The 18568-nt window shown below is 35.0% G+C and carries 13 protein-coding genes and 2 pseudogenes; 10 read left to right on the forward strand and 5 right to left on the reverse strand.

The features are described from left to right. The first annotated feature begins 273 nt into the window (after positions 1 to 273). The 5 genes from ACT170_RS04510 (at position 274) to ACT170_RS04530 (ending at position 10642) form a co-directional block, all read left to right on the forward strand. A complete protein-coding gene (locus tag ACT170_RS04510; RefSeq protein WP_048790066.1) occupies positions 274 to 1266 on the forward strand; it encodes an ABC transporter ATP-binding protein in 993 nt (330 codons plus the stop codon). 1 nt (position 1267) lies between these two features. Then, positions 1268 to 2086, forward strand: a complete 819-nt coding sequence (locus tag ACT170_RS04515) for an ABC transporter permease (protein WP_004182324.1) — start codon at positions 1268 to 1270, stop codon at positions 2084 to 2086. Position 2087: 1 nt separating this feature from the next. Next, positions 2088 to 2873 (forward strand): ABC transporter permease, encoded by a 786-nt coding sequence (locus tag ACT170_RS04520; protein WP_004182325.1) that lies wholly within the window; start codon positions 2088 to 2090, stop codon positions 2871 to 2873. Between the two features lie 38 nt (positions 2874 to 2911). Beyond that, positions 2912 to 3373, forward strand: coding sequence for a GNAT family N-acetyltransferase (locus ACT170_RS04525; protein ID WP_004182326.1), 462 nt, complete (start codon positions 2912 to 2914; stop codon positions 3371 to 3373). 684 nt (positions 3374 to 4057) lie between these two features. Next, positions 4058 to 10642 carry a S8 family peptidase gene (locus ACT170_RS04530; protein WP_225998712.1) on the forward strand — a complete coding sequence of 2195 codons (6585 nt, stop codon included), beginning with the start codon at positions 4058 to 4060 and terminating at the stop codon, positions 10640 to 10642. Positions 10643 to 11069: 427 nt separating this feature from the next. Here ACT170_RS04530 and ACT170_RS04535 read toward each other — a convergent pair. Then, positions 11070 to 11266, reverse strand: a pseudogene (locus ACT170_RS04535) (transposase); the annotation flags it as partial. 32 nt (positions 11267 to 11298) lie between these two features. Between ACT170_RS04535 and ACT170_RS04540 the strand changes: the two are divergent. Both ACT170_RS04540 and ACT170_RS04545 read left to right on the forward strand, forming a co-directional pair. Continuing rightward, positions 11299 to 11811, forward strand: a complete 513-nt coding sequence (locus ACT170_RS04540; protein ID WP_021143975.1) for an NAD(P)H-dependent oxidoreductase — start codon at positions 11299 to 11301, stop codon at positions 11809 to 11811. A gap of 177 nt (positions 11812 to 11988) precedes the next feature. Then, a pseudogene (locus ACT170_RS04545) lies at positions 11989 to 12087 on the forward strand (helix-turn-helix domain-containing protein); the annotation flags it as partial. 87 nt (positions 12088 to 12174) lie between these two features. On the opposite strand, the gene ACT170_RS04550 reads toward ACT170_RS04545, so the two are convergent. The 4 genes from ACT170_RS04550 to ACT170_RS04565 form a co-directional block, all read right to left on the reverse strand. Then, the gene (locus tag ACT170_RS04550) at positions 12175 to 13086 is read right to left on the reverse strand and encodes a helix-turn-helix domain-containing protein (protein ID WP_048790877.1); all 912 of its coding nucleotides are present in this window, start codon (positions 13084 to 13086) and stop codon (positions 12175 to 12177) included. Between the two features lie 157 nt (positions 13087 to 13243). Further along, positions 13244 to 13963: an ABC transporter permease gene (locus tag ACT170_RS04555; RefSeq protein WP_048790878.1), complete on the reverse strand. Its 720-nt coding sequence runs from the start codon at positions 13961 to 13963 to the stop codon at positions 13244 to 13246. After that, positions 13956 to 14792, reverse strand: coding sequence for an ABC transporter ATP-binding protein (locus ACT170_RS04560; RefSeq protein ID WP_021143978.1), 837 nt, complete (start codon positions 14790 to 14792; stop codon positions 13956 to 13958). The genes ACT170_RS04555 and ACT170_RS04560 overlap by 8 nt, the downstream gene beginning before the upstream one ends. Positions 14793 to 14864: 72 nt before the next feature. After that, positions 14865 to 15785, reverse strand: coding sequence for a helix-turn-helix domain-containing protein (locus ACT170_RS04565; RefSeq protein WP_048790880.1), 921 nt, complete (start codon positions 15783 to 15785; stop codon positions 14865 to 14867). 217 nt (positions 15786 to 16002) lie between these two features. Between ACT170_RS04565 and ACT170_RS04570 the strand changes: the two genes are divergently transcribed. The 3 genes from ACT170_RS04570 (at position 16003) to ACT170_RS04580 (ending at position 18564) form a co-directional block, all read left to right on the forward strand. Continuing rightward, complete coding sequence (locus tag ACT170_RS04570) at positions 16003 to 16524, forward strand: RDD family protein (protein ID WP_225901291.1); 522 nt, start codon at positions 16003 to 16005, stop codon at positions 16522 to 16524. A gap of 60 nt (positions 16525 to 16584) precedes the next feature. Next, entirely contained in the window at positions 16585 to 17028 is a 444-nt protein-coding gene (locus ACT170_RS04575; RefSeq protein WP_014634653.1) for an 8-oxo-dGTP diphosphatase, read from the forward strand. A gap of 186 nt (positions 17029 to 17214) precedes the next feature. After that, entirely contained in the window at positions 17215 to 18564 is a 1350-nt protein-coding gene (locus tag ACT170_RS04580; protein ID WP_014634652.1) for a DUF262 domain-containing protein, read from the forward strand. Positions 18565 to 18568: the final 4 nt, after the last annotated feature.

The following is an 18568-nucleotide window of genomic DNA, read 5'->3' on the forward strand; positions in this document are numbered from 1 at the left end:
TGAGCCTCTACAGGAATATGTAGAGGCTTTGATGAATTATTGAATTGTGTCATTTTGTTTAGTGAATTAGACGGGTGGTTTTAATTTTTTCAAGTATCAAAACTATTTTCTCTTTTTCGAGAATAACACTTGGTTTCCTTTTTTAACTGCTTTATAATAGAGTAATACTAAGGTCTTCTGCTGTGATAAAGAAGGCAGATTTTAGGAGATGAGAAATTGGCTTTTTGTGTTTAGAGGACACGGTTTGTTGATTTTTTACTGTAGGAGATAGATATGGCAATGATAGAAGTGAAACATCTTCAGAAAAATTTTGTGAAGACAGTCAAGGAACCGGGGTTGAAGGGGGCTTTGCGTTCCTTTATTCATCCTGAAAAGCAGACCTTTGAAGCGGTCAAGGATTTGACCTTTGAGGTGCCCAAGGGGCAGATTCTAGGTTTTATCGGGGCAAATGGTGCTGGGAAGTCGACCACCATTAAAATGCTGACAGGAATTTTGAAACCGACATCTGGTTTTTGTCGGATTAATGGCAAGATTCCACAGGATAATCGCCAAGATTATGTCAAGGATATTGGAGTCGTTTTCGGACAACGCACCCAGCTATGGTGGGACTTGGCCCTGCAAGAAACTTACACGGTTTTGAAGGAGATTTACGATGTCCCAGACTCGCTCTTCCACAAGCGCATGGATTTTTTGAATGAAGTCTTGGATTTGAAGGACTTTATCAAGGATCCCGTGCGGACTCTTTCGCTAGGTCAACGGATGCGGGCGGATATTGCGGCTTCCTTGCTTCACAATCCCAAGGTTCTCTTTTTAGATGAGCCGACCATTGGTTTGGATGTGTCGGTCAAGGACAACATTCGTCGGGCCATTACTCAGATTAATCAGGAAGAAGAAACAACTATTCTCTTGACCACTCACGATCTGAGTGACATTGAGCAACTCTGTAATCGGATTTTTATGATTGACAAGGGGCAAGAGATTTTTGATGGAACGGTTAGCCAGCTCAAGGAAACCTTTGGAAAGATGAAGACTCTCTCTTTCGATCTGACGCCAGGTCAAAGTCATCTCGTCTCTCATTATGAGGGCCTGCCTGATATGTCCATTGATAGACAAGGAAATACTCTCAATATTGAATTCGATAGTTCCCGCTACCAGTCGGCCGATATTATCAAGCAAACCTTATCTGATTTTGAAGTTCGTGATTTGAAGATGGTAGATACGGATATTGAAGATATTATCCGTCGCTTCTATCGAAAGGAGCTCTAAGATGGTCAAATTGTGGAGACGTTATAAACCCTTTATCAATGCAGGGATTCAGGAGTTGATTACCTATCGAGTCAACTTTATTCTCTATCGGATTGGTGATGTCATGGGGGCTTTTGTCGCTTTCTATCTCTGGAAGGCTGTCTTTGACTCCTCCCAGGAGCCTTTGATTCAGGGCTTCAGTATGGCAGATATCACTCTCTACATCATCATGAGTTTTGTGACCAATCTTTTGACGAGGTCTGATAGCTCCTTTATGATTGGGGAGGAGGTCAAGGATGGCTCCATTATCATGCGCTTGCTGAGACCAGTGCATTTTGCGGCCTCTTACCTTTTCACCGAGCTTGGTTCCAAGTGGTTGATTTTCATCTCTGTTGGCCTGCCATTTTTAAGTGTCATTATTTTGATGAAAATCCTGTCTGGGCAAGGAATTGTAGAAGTGCTGGGATTAACTGTCCTTTATCTCTTTAGCTTAACTCTGGCTTATCTGATTAACTTTTTCTTTAATATCTGCTTTGGATTTTCAGCATTTGTCTTTAAAAATCTTTGGGGTTCCAATCTACTCAAGACTTCCATAGTGGCCTTTATGTCTGGAAGTTTGATTCCCTTGGCTTTCTTTCCAAAGGCGGTTTCAGCTATTCTCTCCTTCTTGCCTTTTTCATCCTTAATTTACACTCCGGTCATGATTATTGTTGGGAAATACGATGCCAGTCAGATTCTTCAAGCACTTTTGCTTCAGTTTTTCTGGCTTATAGTGATGGTGGGCTTGTCTCAGTTGATTTGGAAACGAGTCCAGTCATTTATCACTATTCAAGGAGGTTAGTATGAAAAAATATCAACGCATGCATCTGATTTTTATCAGACAATACATCAAGCAAATCATGGAATACAAGGTGGATTTTGTGGTAGGTGTGTTGGGAGTCTTTCTGACTCAAGGCCTAAACCTCTTGTTTCTCAATGTCATCTTTCAACACATCCCCTCGCTAGAAGGTTGGACCTTTCAAGAAATTGCCTTTATCTATGGATTTTCCTTAATTCCAAAGGGATTAGATCATCTCTTTTTTGACAATCTCTGGGCCTTAGGTCAACGACTAGTCCGAAAAGGGGAATTTGACAAGTATTTGACTCGTCCTATCAACCCTCTCTTTCATATTCTGGTTGAGACCTTTCAGATTGATGCCTTGGGGGAACTTTTGGTCGGTTGCATTCTATTGGGAACAACAGTATCAAGCATTGCTTGGACGCTTCCCAAATTCCTGATTTTCCTAGTCTGTATTCCATTTGCTACCTTGATTTATACTTCCTTGAAAATAGCGACAGCCAGTATCGCTTTTTGGACTAAACAGTCAGGCGCCATGATTTATATTTTTTATATGTTCAATGATTTTGCCAAGTACCCGATTTCCATTTACAATTCGCTCCTTCGTTGGTTGATCAGTTTTATCGTGCCATTTGCCTTTACGGCTTACTATCCTGCCAGTTATTTCTTGCAGGGTAAGAATGGGCTCTTTGATATCGGTGGTTTGATTCTGATTTCCCTTGTCTTCTTTTTCATTTCCCTCAAACTCTGGGATAGGGGCTTGGATGCCTACGAAAGTGCTGGCTCGTAAGGGGGAAAGTAAGACTAAAATCAAGAAAGGAACTTATGATGTTTACAATTGAAGAAGTCAAGGATGAAGATCAAAAAATGGCAGTTGTTGATGAGGTTTTAAAGGATTTGCCAGAATGGTTTGGAATACCTGAAAGCACGCAAGCCTACATCGAAGGAGCCAAAGATTTGCAAGTTTGGGCAGCCTATCAGGAGAGTGATTTGACTGGATTTGTAAGCTTGTCCTATTCTAGTGAAGAGTGTGCAGAGATTGATTGTCTCGGCGTAAAAAAAGCTCATCAAGGTAGAGGAATTGGGAGTCAATTGCTTGCTACTTTAGAAAGTGAAGCACGCAAACAAGTAGACTACCTACAGGTAAAAACAGTAGCAGAAGGCTCTAATAAAGATTATGATCGAACAATTGTCTTTTATCGAAGTGTTGGTTTTAAAAAATTAGAGATTTTTCCTCAACTTTGGGATCCCCAGAATCCTTGCCAGATTTTGATAAAGAAAATCGTTTAAAACTTCCTGACAAAAAATTGAGAGTGCCATACTATAAAAGTGTTAGCCAATTTAGCTCAGTTGGTAGAGCAAGGCACTCGTAAAGTCTAGGTTATAGGTAGATAAACGACTGAGGATTTGAAAAAATAGATATGTAGAAGATAACCGTTAAGTCTTATTCTTAGCGGTTTTTTATATTGTTTAATAGCGCTGATATTTCATTAATGATGTTTGACTTTGTGATGTTGCTAGTGCTTTAAGTTGATTGCTACTATTTTTGATGGTGTGAATGTTCTGATAATGTACCCCAGCTAACTACGAAAGTTTTTGACTCTATGTTTTTAACGCTTATTAAAAAATAAATTAATGTAGGTTAATTTTTCTTGACTTAAATTTTTTAAATGATATACTATTTTTCTGGAGAGCTAACAATTATATATAAATGTACTACTCTATTTCCTAGATAATACTTATACTCGATGAAAATCAAAGAGCAAACTAGAAAACTATCCGCAGGTTGCTCAAAGCACTGCTTTGAGGTTGTAGATAGAACTGACGAAGTCAGTAACCATACATACGCTAAGACGACGTTGACGCGGTTTGATGCGATCTTCGAAGAGTATTAGTAAAACTTTTTATAACAAATGCTAGCAAAGTTAAAGTTTACTATCTATTGGAAGTTAAATAAATATGTAAGGAATTAAAATGAAAAAAAGTACAGTATTGTCATTAACCACAGCTGCAGTTATTTTAGCAGCATATGTCCCTAATGAGGTAATCCTAGCAGATACACCTAGTTCTGAAGATTCTTTAAAAATATCTGATAAAGAAACAGTAGTAGGTAAACAAAACGAAAACAAAGAAAAACTTGAAGATATTCATAATGTTATAGAAACTTCAAAGGATACTGAAGAAAAGAAAACAACAATTATTGAGGAAAAAGAAGTTGTTAGTAAAAATCCTGTGATAGACAATAACACTAGCAATGAAGAAGCAAAAATCAAAGAAGAAAATTCCAATATTGAGGAAAAAGAAGTTGTTAGTAAAAATCCTGTGATAGACAATAACACTAGCAATGAAGAAGCAAAAATCAAAGAAGAAAATTCCAATCAATCCCAAGGAGATAAAGCGGACTCGTCTGCAAGTAAAGACCCAGAAAGTCCCAAAAAAGAGGATAAACTTGTCTATATTGCTGAATTTAAAGATAAAGAATCTGGAGAAAAAGCAATCAAGGAACTATCAAATCTTAAGAATACAAAAGTTTTATATACTTATGATAGAATTTTTAACGGTAGCGCTATTGAAACAACCAAAGATACTCTGGACATAATTAAACTAATAGAAGGTATTTCATCGGTTGAAAGGTCACAAAAAGTCCAACCTATGATGAATCATGCTAGAAAAGAAATTGGAGTTGAAGAGGCAATCGATTACCTAAAATCTATCAATGCACCATTTGGGAAAAACTTTGATGGTAGAGGTATGGTCATTTCAAATATCGATACGGGAACGGATTATAGGCATAAGGCCATGAGGATTGATGATGATGCTAAAGACTCAATGAGATTTAAAAAAGAAGACTTAAAAGGTACTGATAAAAATTTCTGGTTGAGTGATAAAATCCCTCATGCTTTCAATTATTATAATGGTGGTAAAATTACTGTAGAAAAAGCTGATGATGGAAGCGATTATTTTGATCCACATGGGATGCATATTGCAGGGATTCTTGCGGGAAATGATACTGAAAAAGATATTAAAAACTTTAACGGAATAGATGGAATTGCTCCTAATGCACAGATTTTCTCTTATAAAATGTACTCTGACGCAGGATTTGGCTTCGCAGGAGATGAAACAATGTTTCATGCTATTGAAGATTCGATCAAACACAATGTCGATGTTGTTTCGATATCATCTGGCTTTACAGGAACTGGTCTTGTAGGTGAGAAATATTGGCAAGCTATTAGAGCATTAAGAAAAGCAGGCATTCCAATGGTTGTAGCTACGGGTAACTATGCGACTTCTGCTTCAAGTTCTTCATGGGATTTAGTGGCAAATAATAATCTGAAAATGACCGACACTGGAAATGTAACACGAACTGCAGCACATGAAGATGCGATAGCAGTCGCATCTGCTAAAAATCAAACAGTTGAGTTTGATAAAGTTAACATAGGTGGAGAAAGTTTTAAATATAGAAATATAGGTGCCTTTTTCGATAAGAATAAAATCATAACAAATGAAGAAGGATCAAAAGCTTCTAGTAAATTAAAATTTGTATATATAGGCAAGGGGCAAGACAAAGATTTGATAGGATTGGATCTTAGAGGCAAAATTGCAGTAATGGATAGAATTTATACAAAGGAGTTAAAAAATGCTTTTAAACGTGCAACGGATAAGGGTGCACGTGGCATTATGGTTGTAAATACTGTAAATTACTACAATAGAGATAATTGGACAGAGCTTCCAGCTATGGGATATGAGGAGGATGAAGGAACTACTAGTCAAGTTTTTTCAATTTCAGGAGATGATGGTGTAAAGTTATGGAACATGATTAACCCTGATAAAAAAACTGAGGTTAAAAGGAATAATAAAGAAGATTTTAAAGATAAATTGGAGCAATACTATCCAATTGATATGGCAAGCTATAATTCTAATAAACCGAATGTAGGTGACGAAAAAGAGATTGACTTTAAGTTTGCACCTGACACAGACAAAGAACTGTATAAAGAAGAGATCATCGTTCCAGCAGGGTCCACATCTTGGGGACCAAGAATAGATTTACTTTTAAAACCAGATGTTTCAGCACCCGGTAAAAATATTAAATCCACTCTCAATGTCATTAATGGGAAATCAACTTATGGTTATATGTCAGGGACTAGTATGGCAACTCCAATCGTGGCAGCTTCTACTGTTTTGATTAGACCAAAATTAAAGGAAATGCTTGAAAGACCTGTGTTGAAAAATCTTAAGGGAGATGACAAAATAGATCTTACAAGTCTTACAAAAATAGCCCTACAAAATACTGCACGCCCTATGATGGATGCAACTTCTTGGAAAGAAAAAAGTCAATACTTTGCATCACCTAGACAACAGGGAGCAGGGCTAATTAATGTTGCCAATGCTTTGAGAAATGAAGTCGTAGCTACTTTTAAAAACACGGATTCTAAAGGTTTGGTAAACTCTTATGGTTCTATTTCTCTTAAAGAAATAAAAGGAGATAAAAAATATTTTACAATTAAGCTTCACAATACATCAAACAGACCTTTAACCTTTAAAGTTTCAGCATCTGCTATAACTACAGATGCTCTAACTGACAGACTCAAACTGGATGAAACATACAAAGATGAAAAATCTCCAGATGGTAAGCAAATTGTTCCAGAAATCCACCCAGAAAAAATCAAAGGAGCAAATATTACATTTGAGCATGACACTTTCACTATAGGTCCAAATTCTAGCTTTGATTTAAATGCGGTTATAAATGTTGGGGAGGCTAAAAACAAAAATAAATTTGTAGAATCATTTATTCATTTTGAGTCAGTGGAAGAAATGGAAGCTCTGAACTCCAACGGGAAGAAAATAAACTTCCAACCTTCTTTATCGATGCCTCTAATGGGATTTGCTGGGAATTGGAACCACGAACCAATCCTTGATAAATGGGCCTGGGAAGAAGGTTCAAAATCAAAAACAATGGAAGGTTATGATGATGATGGCAAACCGAAAATTCCAGGAACCTTAAATAAGGGGATTGGTGGAGAAGGTATAGATAAATTTAATCCAGCAGGAGTTATACAAAATAGAAAAGATAAAAATACAACATCCCTAGATCAAAATCCAGAATTGTTTGCTTTCAATAACGAAGGGATCAACGCACCATCATCAAGTGGTTCTAATATTGCTAAAATTTATCCTTTAGATTCAAATGGAAATCCTCAAGATGCTCAACTTGGGAGAGGATTAACACCTTCTCCACTTGTATTAAGAAGTGCAGAAGAAGGATTGATTTCAATAGTAAATACAAATAAAGAGGGAGAAAATCAAAGAGACTTAAAAGTCATTTCGAGAGAACACTTTATTAGAGGAATTTTAAACTCTAAGAGAAATGATGCAAAGGGAATCAAATCTTCTAAGCTAAAAGTTTGGAGCGACTTGAAATGGGATGGACTCATCTATAACCCTAGAGGTAGAGAAGAAAATGCACCAGAAAGCAAGGATACCAAAGATCCTGCTACTAAGATAAGAGGACAATTTGAACCGATTGCAGAAGGTCAATATTTCTATAAATTTAAATATAGATTAACTAAAGATTACCCATGGCAGGTTTCCTATATTCCTGTAAAAATTGATAATACAGCCCCTAAGATTGTTTCGGTTGATTTTTCAAATCCTGAAAAAATTAAGTTGATTACAAAGGATACTTATCACAAGGTAAAAGATCAATACAAGAATGAAACCTTATTTGCGAGAGATCAAAAAGAACATCCTGAAAAATTTGACGAGATTGCAAACGAAGTTTGGTATGCAGGCGCTGCTCTGGTTAATGAAGATGGAGAGGTTGAGAAAAATCTTGAAGTAACTTATGCAGGTGAGGGTCAAGGAAGAAATAGGAAACTAGACAAAGACGGAAATACTATTTATGAAATTAATGGTGCAGGAGATTTAAGAGGAAAAATCATTGAAGTCATTGCATTAGATGGATCTAGCAATTTCACAAAGATTCATAGAATTAAATTTGCTGATCATGCTGATGAAAAGGGGATGATTTCCTATTATCTAGTAGATCCTGATCAAGATTCATCTAAATACCAAAAGCTTGGCGAGATTTCCGAATCTAAATTTAAAAATTTAGAAAATAGAAAAGAGGATAGTCTTAAAAAAGATACAACTGAGGAAGAAAATCATCAAGAAAATGAAGAGTCTATCGAAGAAAAATCAAGCTTGACTATTCATAAAACTATTTCAACAATTAGAGATTTTGAAAGTAAAGACTTAAAGAAACTCATTAAAAAGAAATTTAGAGAAGTTGATGACTTTACAAGTGAAACTGGTAAGAGAACAGAGGAATACGATTATAAATACGATGATAAGGGAAATATCATTGCTTATGACGATGGTAGTGCCTTACAATATGAAACTGAAAAACTTGACGAAATCAAATCAAAAATTTATGGTGTTCTAAGCCCGTCTAAAGATGGACACTTTGAAATTCTTGGAAAGATAAGTAATGTTTCTAAAAATGCCAAGGTATATTACGGCAATAACTATAGATCTGTAGAAATCAAAACGACTAAGTATGATTCCCAATCAAAAACGATGACATTTGATTTATACGCTAATATTAATGATATTGTGGATGGATTAGCTTTTGCAGGAGATATGAGATTCTTTGTTAAAGATGATGATCAGATAAAAGCTGAAACTAAAATTAGAATGCCTGAAAAAAATAAGGAAACTAAAACAGAATATCCCTATACATCAAGTTATGGGAATGTAATAGAATTAGGAGAAGGTGATCTTTCAAAGAACAAACCAAACAATTTAACGGAAATGGAATCTGGTAAAATCTATTCTGATTCAGAAAAACAACAATATCTGTTAAAGGATAACATCATTCTAAGAAAAGGCTATGCACTAAAAGTGACTACCTATAATCCTGGAAAAACGGATATGTTAGAAGGAAATGGAGTTTATAGCCAGGAAGATATAGCAAAAATACAAAAGGCCAATCCTAATCTAAGAGTCCTATCAGAAAAAATAATTTATGCTGATAGTAGAAATGTTGAAGATGGAAGAAGTACTCAATCAGTATTAATGTCGGCTTTGGATGGCTTTAACATTGTAAAATATCAAGTGTTTACCTTTAAAATGAATGAAAAAGGGGAGGCAATCGATAAAGATGGAAATCTTGTAACAGATTCTTCTAAACTGGTATTATTTGGTAAAGATGATAAAGAGTATCATGGGGAGGATGATTCCAACGTAGAAGCTATAAAAGAAGATGGCTCTATGTTATTTATTGATGCAAAACCAGTAAATCTTTCAATGGACAAGAACTACTTTAATCCATCTAAATCTAATAAAATTTATGTACGAAATCCAGAATTTTATTTAAGAGGTAAGATTTCTGATAAGGGTGGTTTTAACTGGGAGTTGAGAGTTAATGAATCGGTTGTAGATAATTATTTAATCTACGGAGATTTACACATTGATAACACTAGAGATTTTAATATTAAGCTTAATGTTAAAGACGGTGACATCATGGACTGGGGAATGAAAGACTATAAAGCAAACGGATTCCCAGATAAGGTAACAGATATGGATGGAAATGTTTATCTTCAAACTGGCTATAGCGATTTGAATGCGAAAGCGGTTGGAGTACACTATCAATTTTTATATGATAATGTTAAACCAGAAGTAAACATTGATCCTAAGGGAAATACTAGTATTGAATATGCTGACGGAAAATCTGTAGTCTTTAATATCAATGATAAAAGAAATAATGGATTCGATGGTGAGATTCAAGACAAACATATTTATGTAAATGGAAAAGAATATAAATCATTTGATGATATTAAACAACTAACAGATAAGACACTAAACATTAAGATTGTTGTAAAAGATTTTGCAAGAAATACAACCGTAAAAGAATTCATTTTAAACAAAGATACGGGAGAGGTAAGCGAACTAAAACCTCATACGGTAACTGTGACCATTCAAAATGGAAAAGAAATGAGTTCAACGATAGTGTCGGAAGAAGATTTCATTTTACCTGTCTATAAGGGTGAATTAGAAAAAGGATATCAATTTGATGGCTGGGAAATTTCTGGTGTCGAAGGGAAAAAAGATGCTGGCTATGTTATTAATGTATCAAAAGATACTCTTATAAAACCTGTATTCAAGAAAATAGAGGAGAAAAAGGAGGAGGAAAATAAACCTACTTTTGATGTATCGAAAAAGAAAGATAACGTACAAGAAAATCATAGTCACTTAGATGAAAATTACAAAAAGGAGGATTTACAAAGAGAAAATCATTCACACAAATCTGATTCAACTAAGGATGTCACAGCTAAAGTTCCTGATGAAAATGATAAAAACTTTGAAAATAAGAAGGAAGTTTATCTTAATGAACCAGAGAACATAGATAATAAACATTCCAATATTGATAGTAAATCAACTACTAACAATGATAGGTTGCCAAAAACCGGAACAGTTAGCGAAGTCTTCATGTCATTAGTTGCCGGAATAATGTTTACCTTAGGTGCGTTTCTTGGATTAAAGAAAAAAGATCAAGATTAAGACAAAGCTATAGAAAAATGGTTTGTGTACTGAGATAGTGTGATGATGAAACAGTTTTGTGAAAATAGCCATTTATAACTCAATTATTTAGTTTACTTTACTATTGATACTCTTTTTGGATTTATTAATGTACTTAGTTTCGACAACTAATGAATTGATTGAAAGGGTTAGTATTGATAATATTGGTCATATTAATTAGAAAATAGAGTCTATCAAAATTTAAAGGCTAATAGAGGTGATGAGATAATTTCAAGGAATTAAGTAGCGTTTGGTTGCTTAATTCCTTTTTATTATGTGACTATTAGTCCGTTTCGCTCCGAAGGTGCGAAACAAATAAACCACCCGCTATGATTGATATGCCCCCTGTCAAGTAGACAGGTTAAATATGGCTCTTTGTCAACTGTAGTGGGTGACGAAAAGCTAACATCTAGAGAGAACCTGATAGGTTTTCTCTTTTTGTATGTTCAGAGTGATGAAAACACGCTTCCTAAAGTTAATAAAGTTTCTAAAACCGAAGCCCAGACGTTTGATGTCTTTGATAAGCTTATTGGTCCCCTCCAATTTTGCATTTGAGTAATGTGTTTCTAGTGCGTTTTTGATGTATGGTTTGTGTCTAAGGAAGGTCAAGCATAATTAAGATAAGAAAGAGAAACGATATGAAAACCACAATTTTTACATTTCACCCTCAATTAAAAACGGGCTCACGCATTAATAAAGAACTGGCAACAGCTGCTGCTGGAGCTGGTTATGATGTGCGAGATATGTACCAACTGTATCCCAATTTTGACATTGATGTCAAAACGGAGCAAAAGATTCTAGAGGTAAGTGATCGCATTGTACTCCAGTTCCCAATTTATTGGTACCAAACGCCAGCCCTCATGAAACAGTGGTTTGACGTTGTTTTTGAATACGGTTGGGCCTATGGTTCGACTGGTACTGCCTTACAAGGCAAGGAAGTCATGTTGGTAGCTAGTTTTGGAGCTGGGCAAGATGACTACACGAGAAACGGCCGCTTCCATGTAACAATTGAAGAGATTTTAAAGCCTATCACTACGATTCAGTATTTGACAGGTCTAACATTTCTGGAACCTCTTATCATAACTGGTACTTTAAACATGGATCAAGAGTTATTATCAAATAAAGTAAATAAATACCTACAAATAATATAAATAAGACATATCAACCCTCTATAAATGGAATATACTTTATTATTTTTCTGTTTCAAACAATAAAGCATCAATCAATATACTTGAATACTAGTGGATATTATTGAGTATATTTCATATTGTCCAATTAGGACAATACATAAAATTTTTCCTCTATACTTTTCCTTAGGAGAAAGATTGATGTACCGACGTTTAAGGGATTTGAGAGAAGACAATGATTTCACTCAAAAATTCGTTGCCGAAAAACTTTCGTTTACTCAACGATATTCAGGAAAGATAAGAAGCATCTGAGTTTAACTTCAGATGCTTCTTTGGTAGTTATTACATTTGGAATGAATCATGTTTAAAATGTTGATGATATATTTTCTATTTTATGTTTAAATCTTTTTCCATTTCCATTTTAAGATTTTTGATGAAGACTTGGTCACCAAAAGCTTCAGCTAGTACGGTAGCCGTATTATAGAGCTCAGCCGCTTTATCTCTGTTGTTCTCATAGAACAGATAATATTTTGCTTCAAGCATTGCTATCCCAGGTTGATAGGAATGTTGCATAATAGAATGCATGACCTCATACATTTTATCAACAATAGTTTTCATGTTTTTATAGTCATGATGCATGACATAAATCCCAGCTATAGCTGATAAAGCCCCTAATAGTTCCACATTGGATAATTCATCACCTTGCAATCTTTGTTTTATTAACTTCATTCGAAAATGCTCAATTGTAGTTTTATCATATGAAGAACCTTGACATTGTACAGAGTAATATTTTATCAACAGAAGGTCATTCAAGGTGTACTCTTCTTTTTTCAATACCTGATTCAAATAGTCTTCAAATACAATCTCAACAAGATCTTCTTTCTTCTCTTCAGAGATAAAATTCAGGGTTCTTTCAATGATATCGATGGTTAGAAGTTCGTCCTCTGGCAGGATATCAATATAGTTGTCGTAGAGGTCTTCAATATCCTGCAGTTTTTTCTTGATACGCTCGAGGTCGCCATAGACAGGAGACTTCATGAGTTTATATTTAGCCTGATAGTACTCTTCAGGAATGTCTAGTTTTGTTTCACCTAACAAATAGTTGAGGGAAACTCCCAATTTATCACTGATGTATTGCAGTTTGACAATAGTTGGTAAAGAACGCCCGAGCTCAATTCTCATCAGTTGTTTTACTGTTAATTCTTCTTCGGTATCACAAACGTGCTCACGTGTTAATCCTTGACGTTCACGTTCTTCACGAATTCTTTTTCCAATCTCGATTTTAATCTCTTCAGACATCTGTATTTCCCTTAAGTTTTAATTATATAATAATATACCTTAAAATCATGTGAATGAAAAGACTCTATGAAGCTGTCTGTGTTTCTAGTTAGAACTAAAGAGGGGAAATAAACAAATCAACCATCTAAACTGAGTGTTAGATGGTTGTGGTTTTGAATTAAGATATTTTTCGTAATCTCTTAGATTGTAGAATGGTCAGTGTAGCAAAGAGGAGCAACCACGCTAGTAGAGAAAGTGAGCTTGCTATTTGGTCTTGCCACTTAAAGCTTTCAAGCTGGCTTATAGATTTTGTGAACAATCCCATATAACTGTACTTCGTGACATTATCGAAATCTTTACTGATCCCTGAAAGCATTGGAATAAACATACTAATCATTGATACTGGAAGGCTAATTACTTGGGCAGATACTTGCGTTTTACTGATTAATCCAATGAAAAGATTAATCAGCATTATTACTATAGCTGTAGCAAGCGAGATGATAAGATAAGCACTATAATTATTTTCAATATTAAGTTCGAGTATTTTCGGAATAGCAGTTGTCATCACTAAGCTAATAAGAACTGGATAAAATAAAACTGAAAGAATATAGTTTTTACTGTTAACACCACTTAAAAACAAGGTTCTTAAAATATTTTTTTCCTTTTCTTCGGAAACAATAGTACTGATTGGATTTCCAACTGATAAACTCAAAGATAGGGCTAAACAGTTGACTAATAGATTGACTTTCATTGAGTTGTTTAGGCTACCTTGAATCTCATAGATATGTTTGTAGAGAAAGGCAAACCCTAAAGGAAGGAGAATTTGTAGGATAATGGTTTTGTTAGATTTGATAACTCGCTTTCTAAGCCATAGTAAAGATTTTAATTGGTTAAACATTAAGTTTTCCTCCTGTAAGTTGGATGAAGATGTCCTCTAAAGTTGGTTCACATGAGTGGATGGTTTGAATATCTTGAGTAGCACTAATATGATTTAATTCAGAGAAAGGAATCACTTTTTCTTGACCTGAGCAGTAGGTCACTTTTACCATTTTATTTGTATTATATTTCTGAATAAGTTCAGCAGGTTTCCCCTCTTCGACAATCTTTCCTTTATTTAAAAGTACAATCTTATCGCATAAAATGGTAGCTTCATTCATGTCATGTGTCGTCAAAAAAATGGTTGTTCCTTGTTGTTTTAGTTCTTCAATAAGAGCATGAATTGTTTGAGACGTTGATGGATCTAATCCAGAAGTAGGTTCATCAAGAAAGAGAACTTTTGGCTTGTTTATGATAGCTCTCACTAAAAGCATCCGTTGTTTCATCCCTGTAGAGAGCTTGTCTGCCAAGGTTTTACGATGGTCATAAAGACCGACACGTTTCATCAAATTGTCAATATAATCTGGTGAAACATTGTAAAGCTTTGCGAAGAATAGAAGATTGTCATAAAGTGTCAATTTTTCATAAAAACCACTATTTTCAGTGATTAAACCAATCTTTGACAAATCATCTTCTTTTAACTGAAGGGATGATTTGCCCAAAATATAAGTTTCTCCCTGACTAGGAGTGAGTTGACCTGTTAAGATATTGATTGTTGTCGTTTTACCAGAACCTGATGGCCCAAGGAAACCTAGAATTTCACCTTTTTCAACTGTGAAGTTTAGATTTTCTATTGCTTTATATTTTTGAAATTCTTTGCTTAACTGTTTTGCTACGATAAGGTTTGTCATATCTTGATTTCTCCAATTTGATTATATGAACGAGTATAAACAAAAAAATAACGAATCAAAAGGACATCTATGTCACTTTGACTCGTTACTTGTATTTAAATCTTTTTGTATTTCCATTTTTAAATTCTTGATGAAGACTTGGTCTCCAAAAGCTTCGGCTAGTACAGTAGCTGTATTATAGAGTTCGGTTGCTTTTTCTATGTTATTCTCATAATATAAATAGTATTTTGCTTCCAAAATGAGTACGGCGGGTTTGTAAGCATGTTGTAGTGTCTTATCAATAACAGTATGCATTTTATAGACAATAGTTTTCATATTTCTATAATCATGATGCATAACATAGATTCCAGCTATAGTTGACAATGCCCCAAGTAGTTCAACATTAACTAGCTCTTCCCCTTGTAATTCTTGCTTAATTAATTTATGTCTAAATTTTTCAATTCTCTCATTATCATAGTCATAATCCTGACATCGAAATGCATAGTATGAAATTAATAGAAGGTCATTTAAGGAGTATGCTTCTTTTTTCAACGCTTGAGTCAAATAGTCTTCAAATACAGATTCAATAAGACTATCTTCTTCCATAACCATAAAATTTAACGTTCTTTCAATGATATCAATAGCAAAAAGCTCGTCCTCTGGTAGAATATCAATATAGTTGTCGTAGAGTTCCTCAATATCTTTTAGCTTCTTCTTGATACGTTCGGGGTCGCCATAGACAGGAGACTTCATGAGTTTATATTTAGCCTTATAATAGTCTTCAGGAATGTCTAGTTTTGTTTCACCTAGCAAATAGTTTAGGGAAACTCCTAATTTATCACTGATATACTGCAGTTTGACAATAGTTGGTAATGAGCGACCGAGCTCAATTCTCATCAGTTGTTTGACGGTTAATTCTTCTTCGGTGTCACAAACCTGCTCTCGAGTTAGCCCTTGGTGCTCACGTTCTTCACGAATTCTTTTTCCAATCTTGATTTTAATATCTTCTGACATACATAATTCCTTATGATTTAGATTTTTAATAATAATATAACGTAAAATTGAAATAAAGTCCAAAAGCCATAATAGAAGTAGTGTATAATAAAACCTACAGGAGTTTACAATTATGAAACAATCTCAATTTGCGAGGGTGCTAGCCAGCAGATTTTCCTCTCAAATATTATTTAGAATATTAAAAATGTTATAATAGGAGATGAGAAAGGGGGAGATGATGATGAAAATTATAGCAATAAACCCTATTCCGTTTAAAAAAAGAATGATTGAATTTCTCTTTGATTATCTTTTCATTCTAGCTTATTTAGTTCTTCTGTTTTTAAGTTCGATGCTTATTTACATCATCTTTTTTAATGGTGTCCCAGAGTTTACAGAAATTCAGTCGCAGTGGCTTGTATTTTTCACCTCTGTTTTGCCAATCACGCTCCTTTTCACATTCTTGGATTATAAAAATGATGGCAGTTTTGGGAAGGTAAAAGCTGGACTTGAACTGGTCTACCAGAAAAAAACAGTGCAGGCTAGCTTGATTAGAAATGTTATCAAATTTTTACCTTGGCAACTCGGTCATGTGGGCACGATTCATGGCTTATATAGTGATTTTGATGTGGTATCCATTATCCTTTCTAATTCGGCGACTCTACTTGCAGTTTTGCTACTGGCAATGACGATATTTAGGAAAGATAAGAGGCATCTAGGAGACCTACTAGCCCGTACACAAGTGCAACTAAAAGAAGAATAGGGTAGAGATTGTTTATCCTATCCTTAAAGAAAAAGACAAACATAGTTAGGAAGTATTTGTATGAATGAGACTGTTGAGTTTACAAATCTTTGTATGGTAAGAGACGGCGATAGAGTTCTTGTTATTGATCGTAAAAAAAAGGACTGGCCAGGCATAACCTTTCCTGGTGGTCATGTCGAAGCGGGAGAATCATTTACGGAAGCAGTAATCCGTGAAGTGAAGGAAGAAACTGGCTTAAGGATTGCTTCTCCCCGGATTTGTGGAATGAAAGATTGGGTAGAAGACGGCATTCGTTATGTAGTTCTCTTTTATAAGACAGAAAAGTTTGACGGAGAATTAATATCCTCTGAAGAGGGGGAAGTCTGGTGGGAGGACCTGAAAGAATTGCCAAATCTAGACCTCTCTCTAGATATGGAGGATATGCTTCGTATCTTTCTTGAAGAAGACCTGTCTGAATTTTTCTACTACCAAGATGGAGAAGACTGGAAGTACGATTTAAAGTGAATTTGGATACTGATTCTTTTAATAATTAACTTGATAACTTTTTTTAGCAGTTAACCCAATGGTTGGCTGTTTTTCTTTGTCATAAATAAAAATTCGTCATCAATCTTGAGTTGACTTCTTAAAATGTTATAATGAGTGATATAAAACCGTATTTAAAGAAATTGAAGTAGATAGAGGAGTTGTTCAATGTCAAACTTGAATGAAAATTTGCGCATTGTCAGTGTTAGAGAAATGATGGTAGAAAGGTTAGCGATTCCTAATTATCAGAGACCGTATCGTTGGGGAACACAATCAGCACTTAGACTGATCACAGATACTTATGAGGCGTTTAAGAATAGAATTCCAGAATATCGAATGGGGTCTGTTGTACTCCACAGAGAAAACATAAATGACGCATCTTCTAAACTTAATATTGTCGACGGCCAGCAGCGCTTAACAACTCTTTCTATTCTTTTATTTGTGGTGTATGAGATACTTCAAGAGGCATCATATGCTAATCTTTCATCCTTGCTGAATGAGGAATATAATGAACTATCTAGAGAAGCGATCGTGCATAATTTCCAAATCATCAAGCGCAAGCTAAGAGAGTTTGACGGACAAGAAGTTAAAAAGTATGCTGATTATCTTCTTGATAACTGTTCTTTGGTAAAGATTATCACGAATGATGAGCAGGAAGCTTTTCAATTCTTTGACTCCCAGAATTCTCGGGGGAAGGCTCTCTCTCCACATGATTTGTTGAAATCTTATCATTTGAGAGAAATGAATGATGAATCTGAAAGTGATAAGATTGAGATCATACAAGCTTGGGAAAATAAAAATCAAAGCGAACTGGAGGATCTCTTTGCAGACAATCTCTTCCCCTTAGTGAGATGGTATAAGAACAAAAATGGCCTTCATTATTCTACTAAAGATATTCAAACTTTTAAGGGAATTAAACCTTCGAATCCCCATCATTTTGCGACTTATGCTAAAGCCTCTCATCTTTATGTGGAACGTTTTAATGCTGACAAAGTGTATGAGCTAACAACTGGAATTCCTTTGAATCAATTCCAGTTAACCCAACCCTTGATTGCTGGAAAAAGATTCTTTTCATACACTTTGCATTATGCCAACCTCTATAGAGAGATTGTGAACTTGGTCGATAGTAGATTTAATGAAGAAGAGGTCATAAAAAACGGAACTGGTGATCTCTATGTTTATAATCTCTTCATAAATATTTTGATCTTCTTTGTCGATAAATTCAGTATGAAGGAATTGACACCTGCAAGATTGTCTTTTCTACATAGATGGGCTTATTCTCTAAGATTGATCATGAAAGCAGTCTATAGAGAATCGGTAAATAAGTACGCACAAGGACAATCAGATCGTATCAATAAGGGATTGAATCTCTTTGCTTTGATTTCTGAAATGCAGGATCCGATAGGGTTGGATACCATTGTTTTAGATATTATCTCAAAGGAAGCTTTCCAGAATTCCAACGTGAATAAAAAACGCTATCAAAAACTCTATGATAAAGTATTTGGAGAGGAGGACTAGTCTA

It is taken from the genome of Streptococcus sp. cx1, assembly GCF_052384325.1.
Lineage (GTDB): Bacteria > Bacillota > Bacilli > Lactobacillales > Streptococcaceae > Streptococcus > Streptococcus salivarius_G.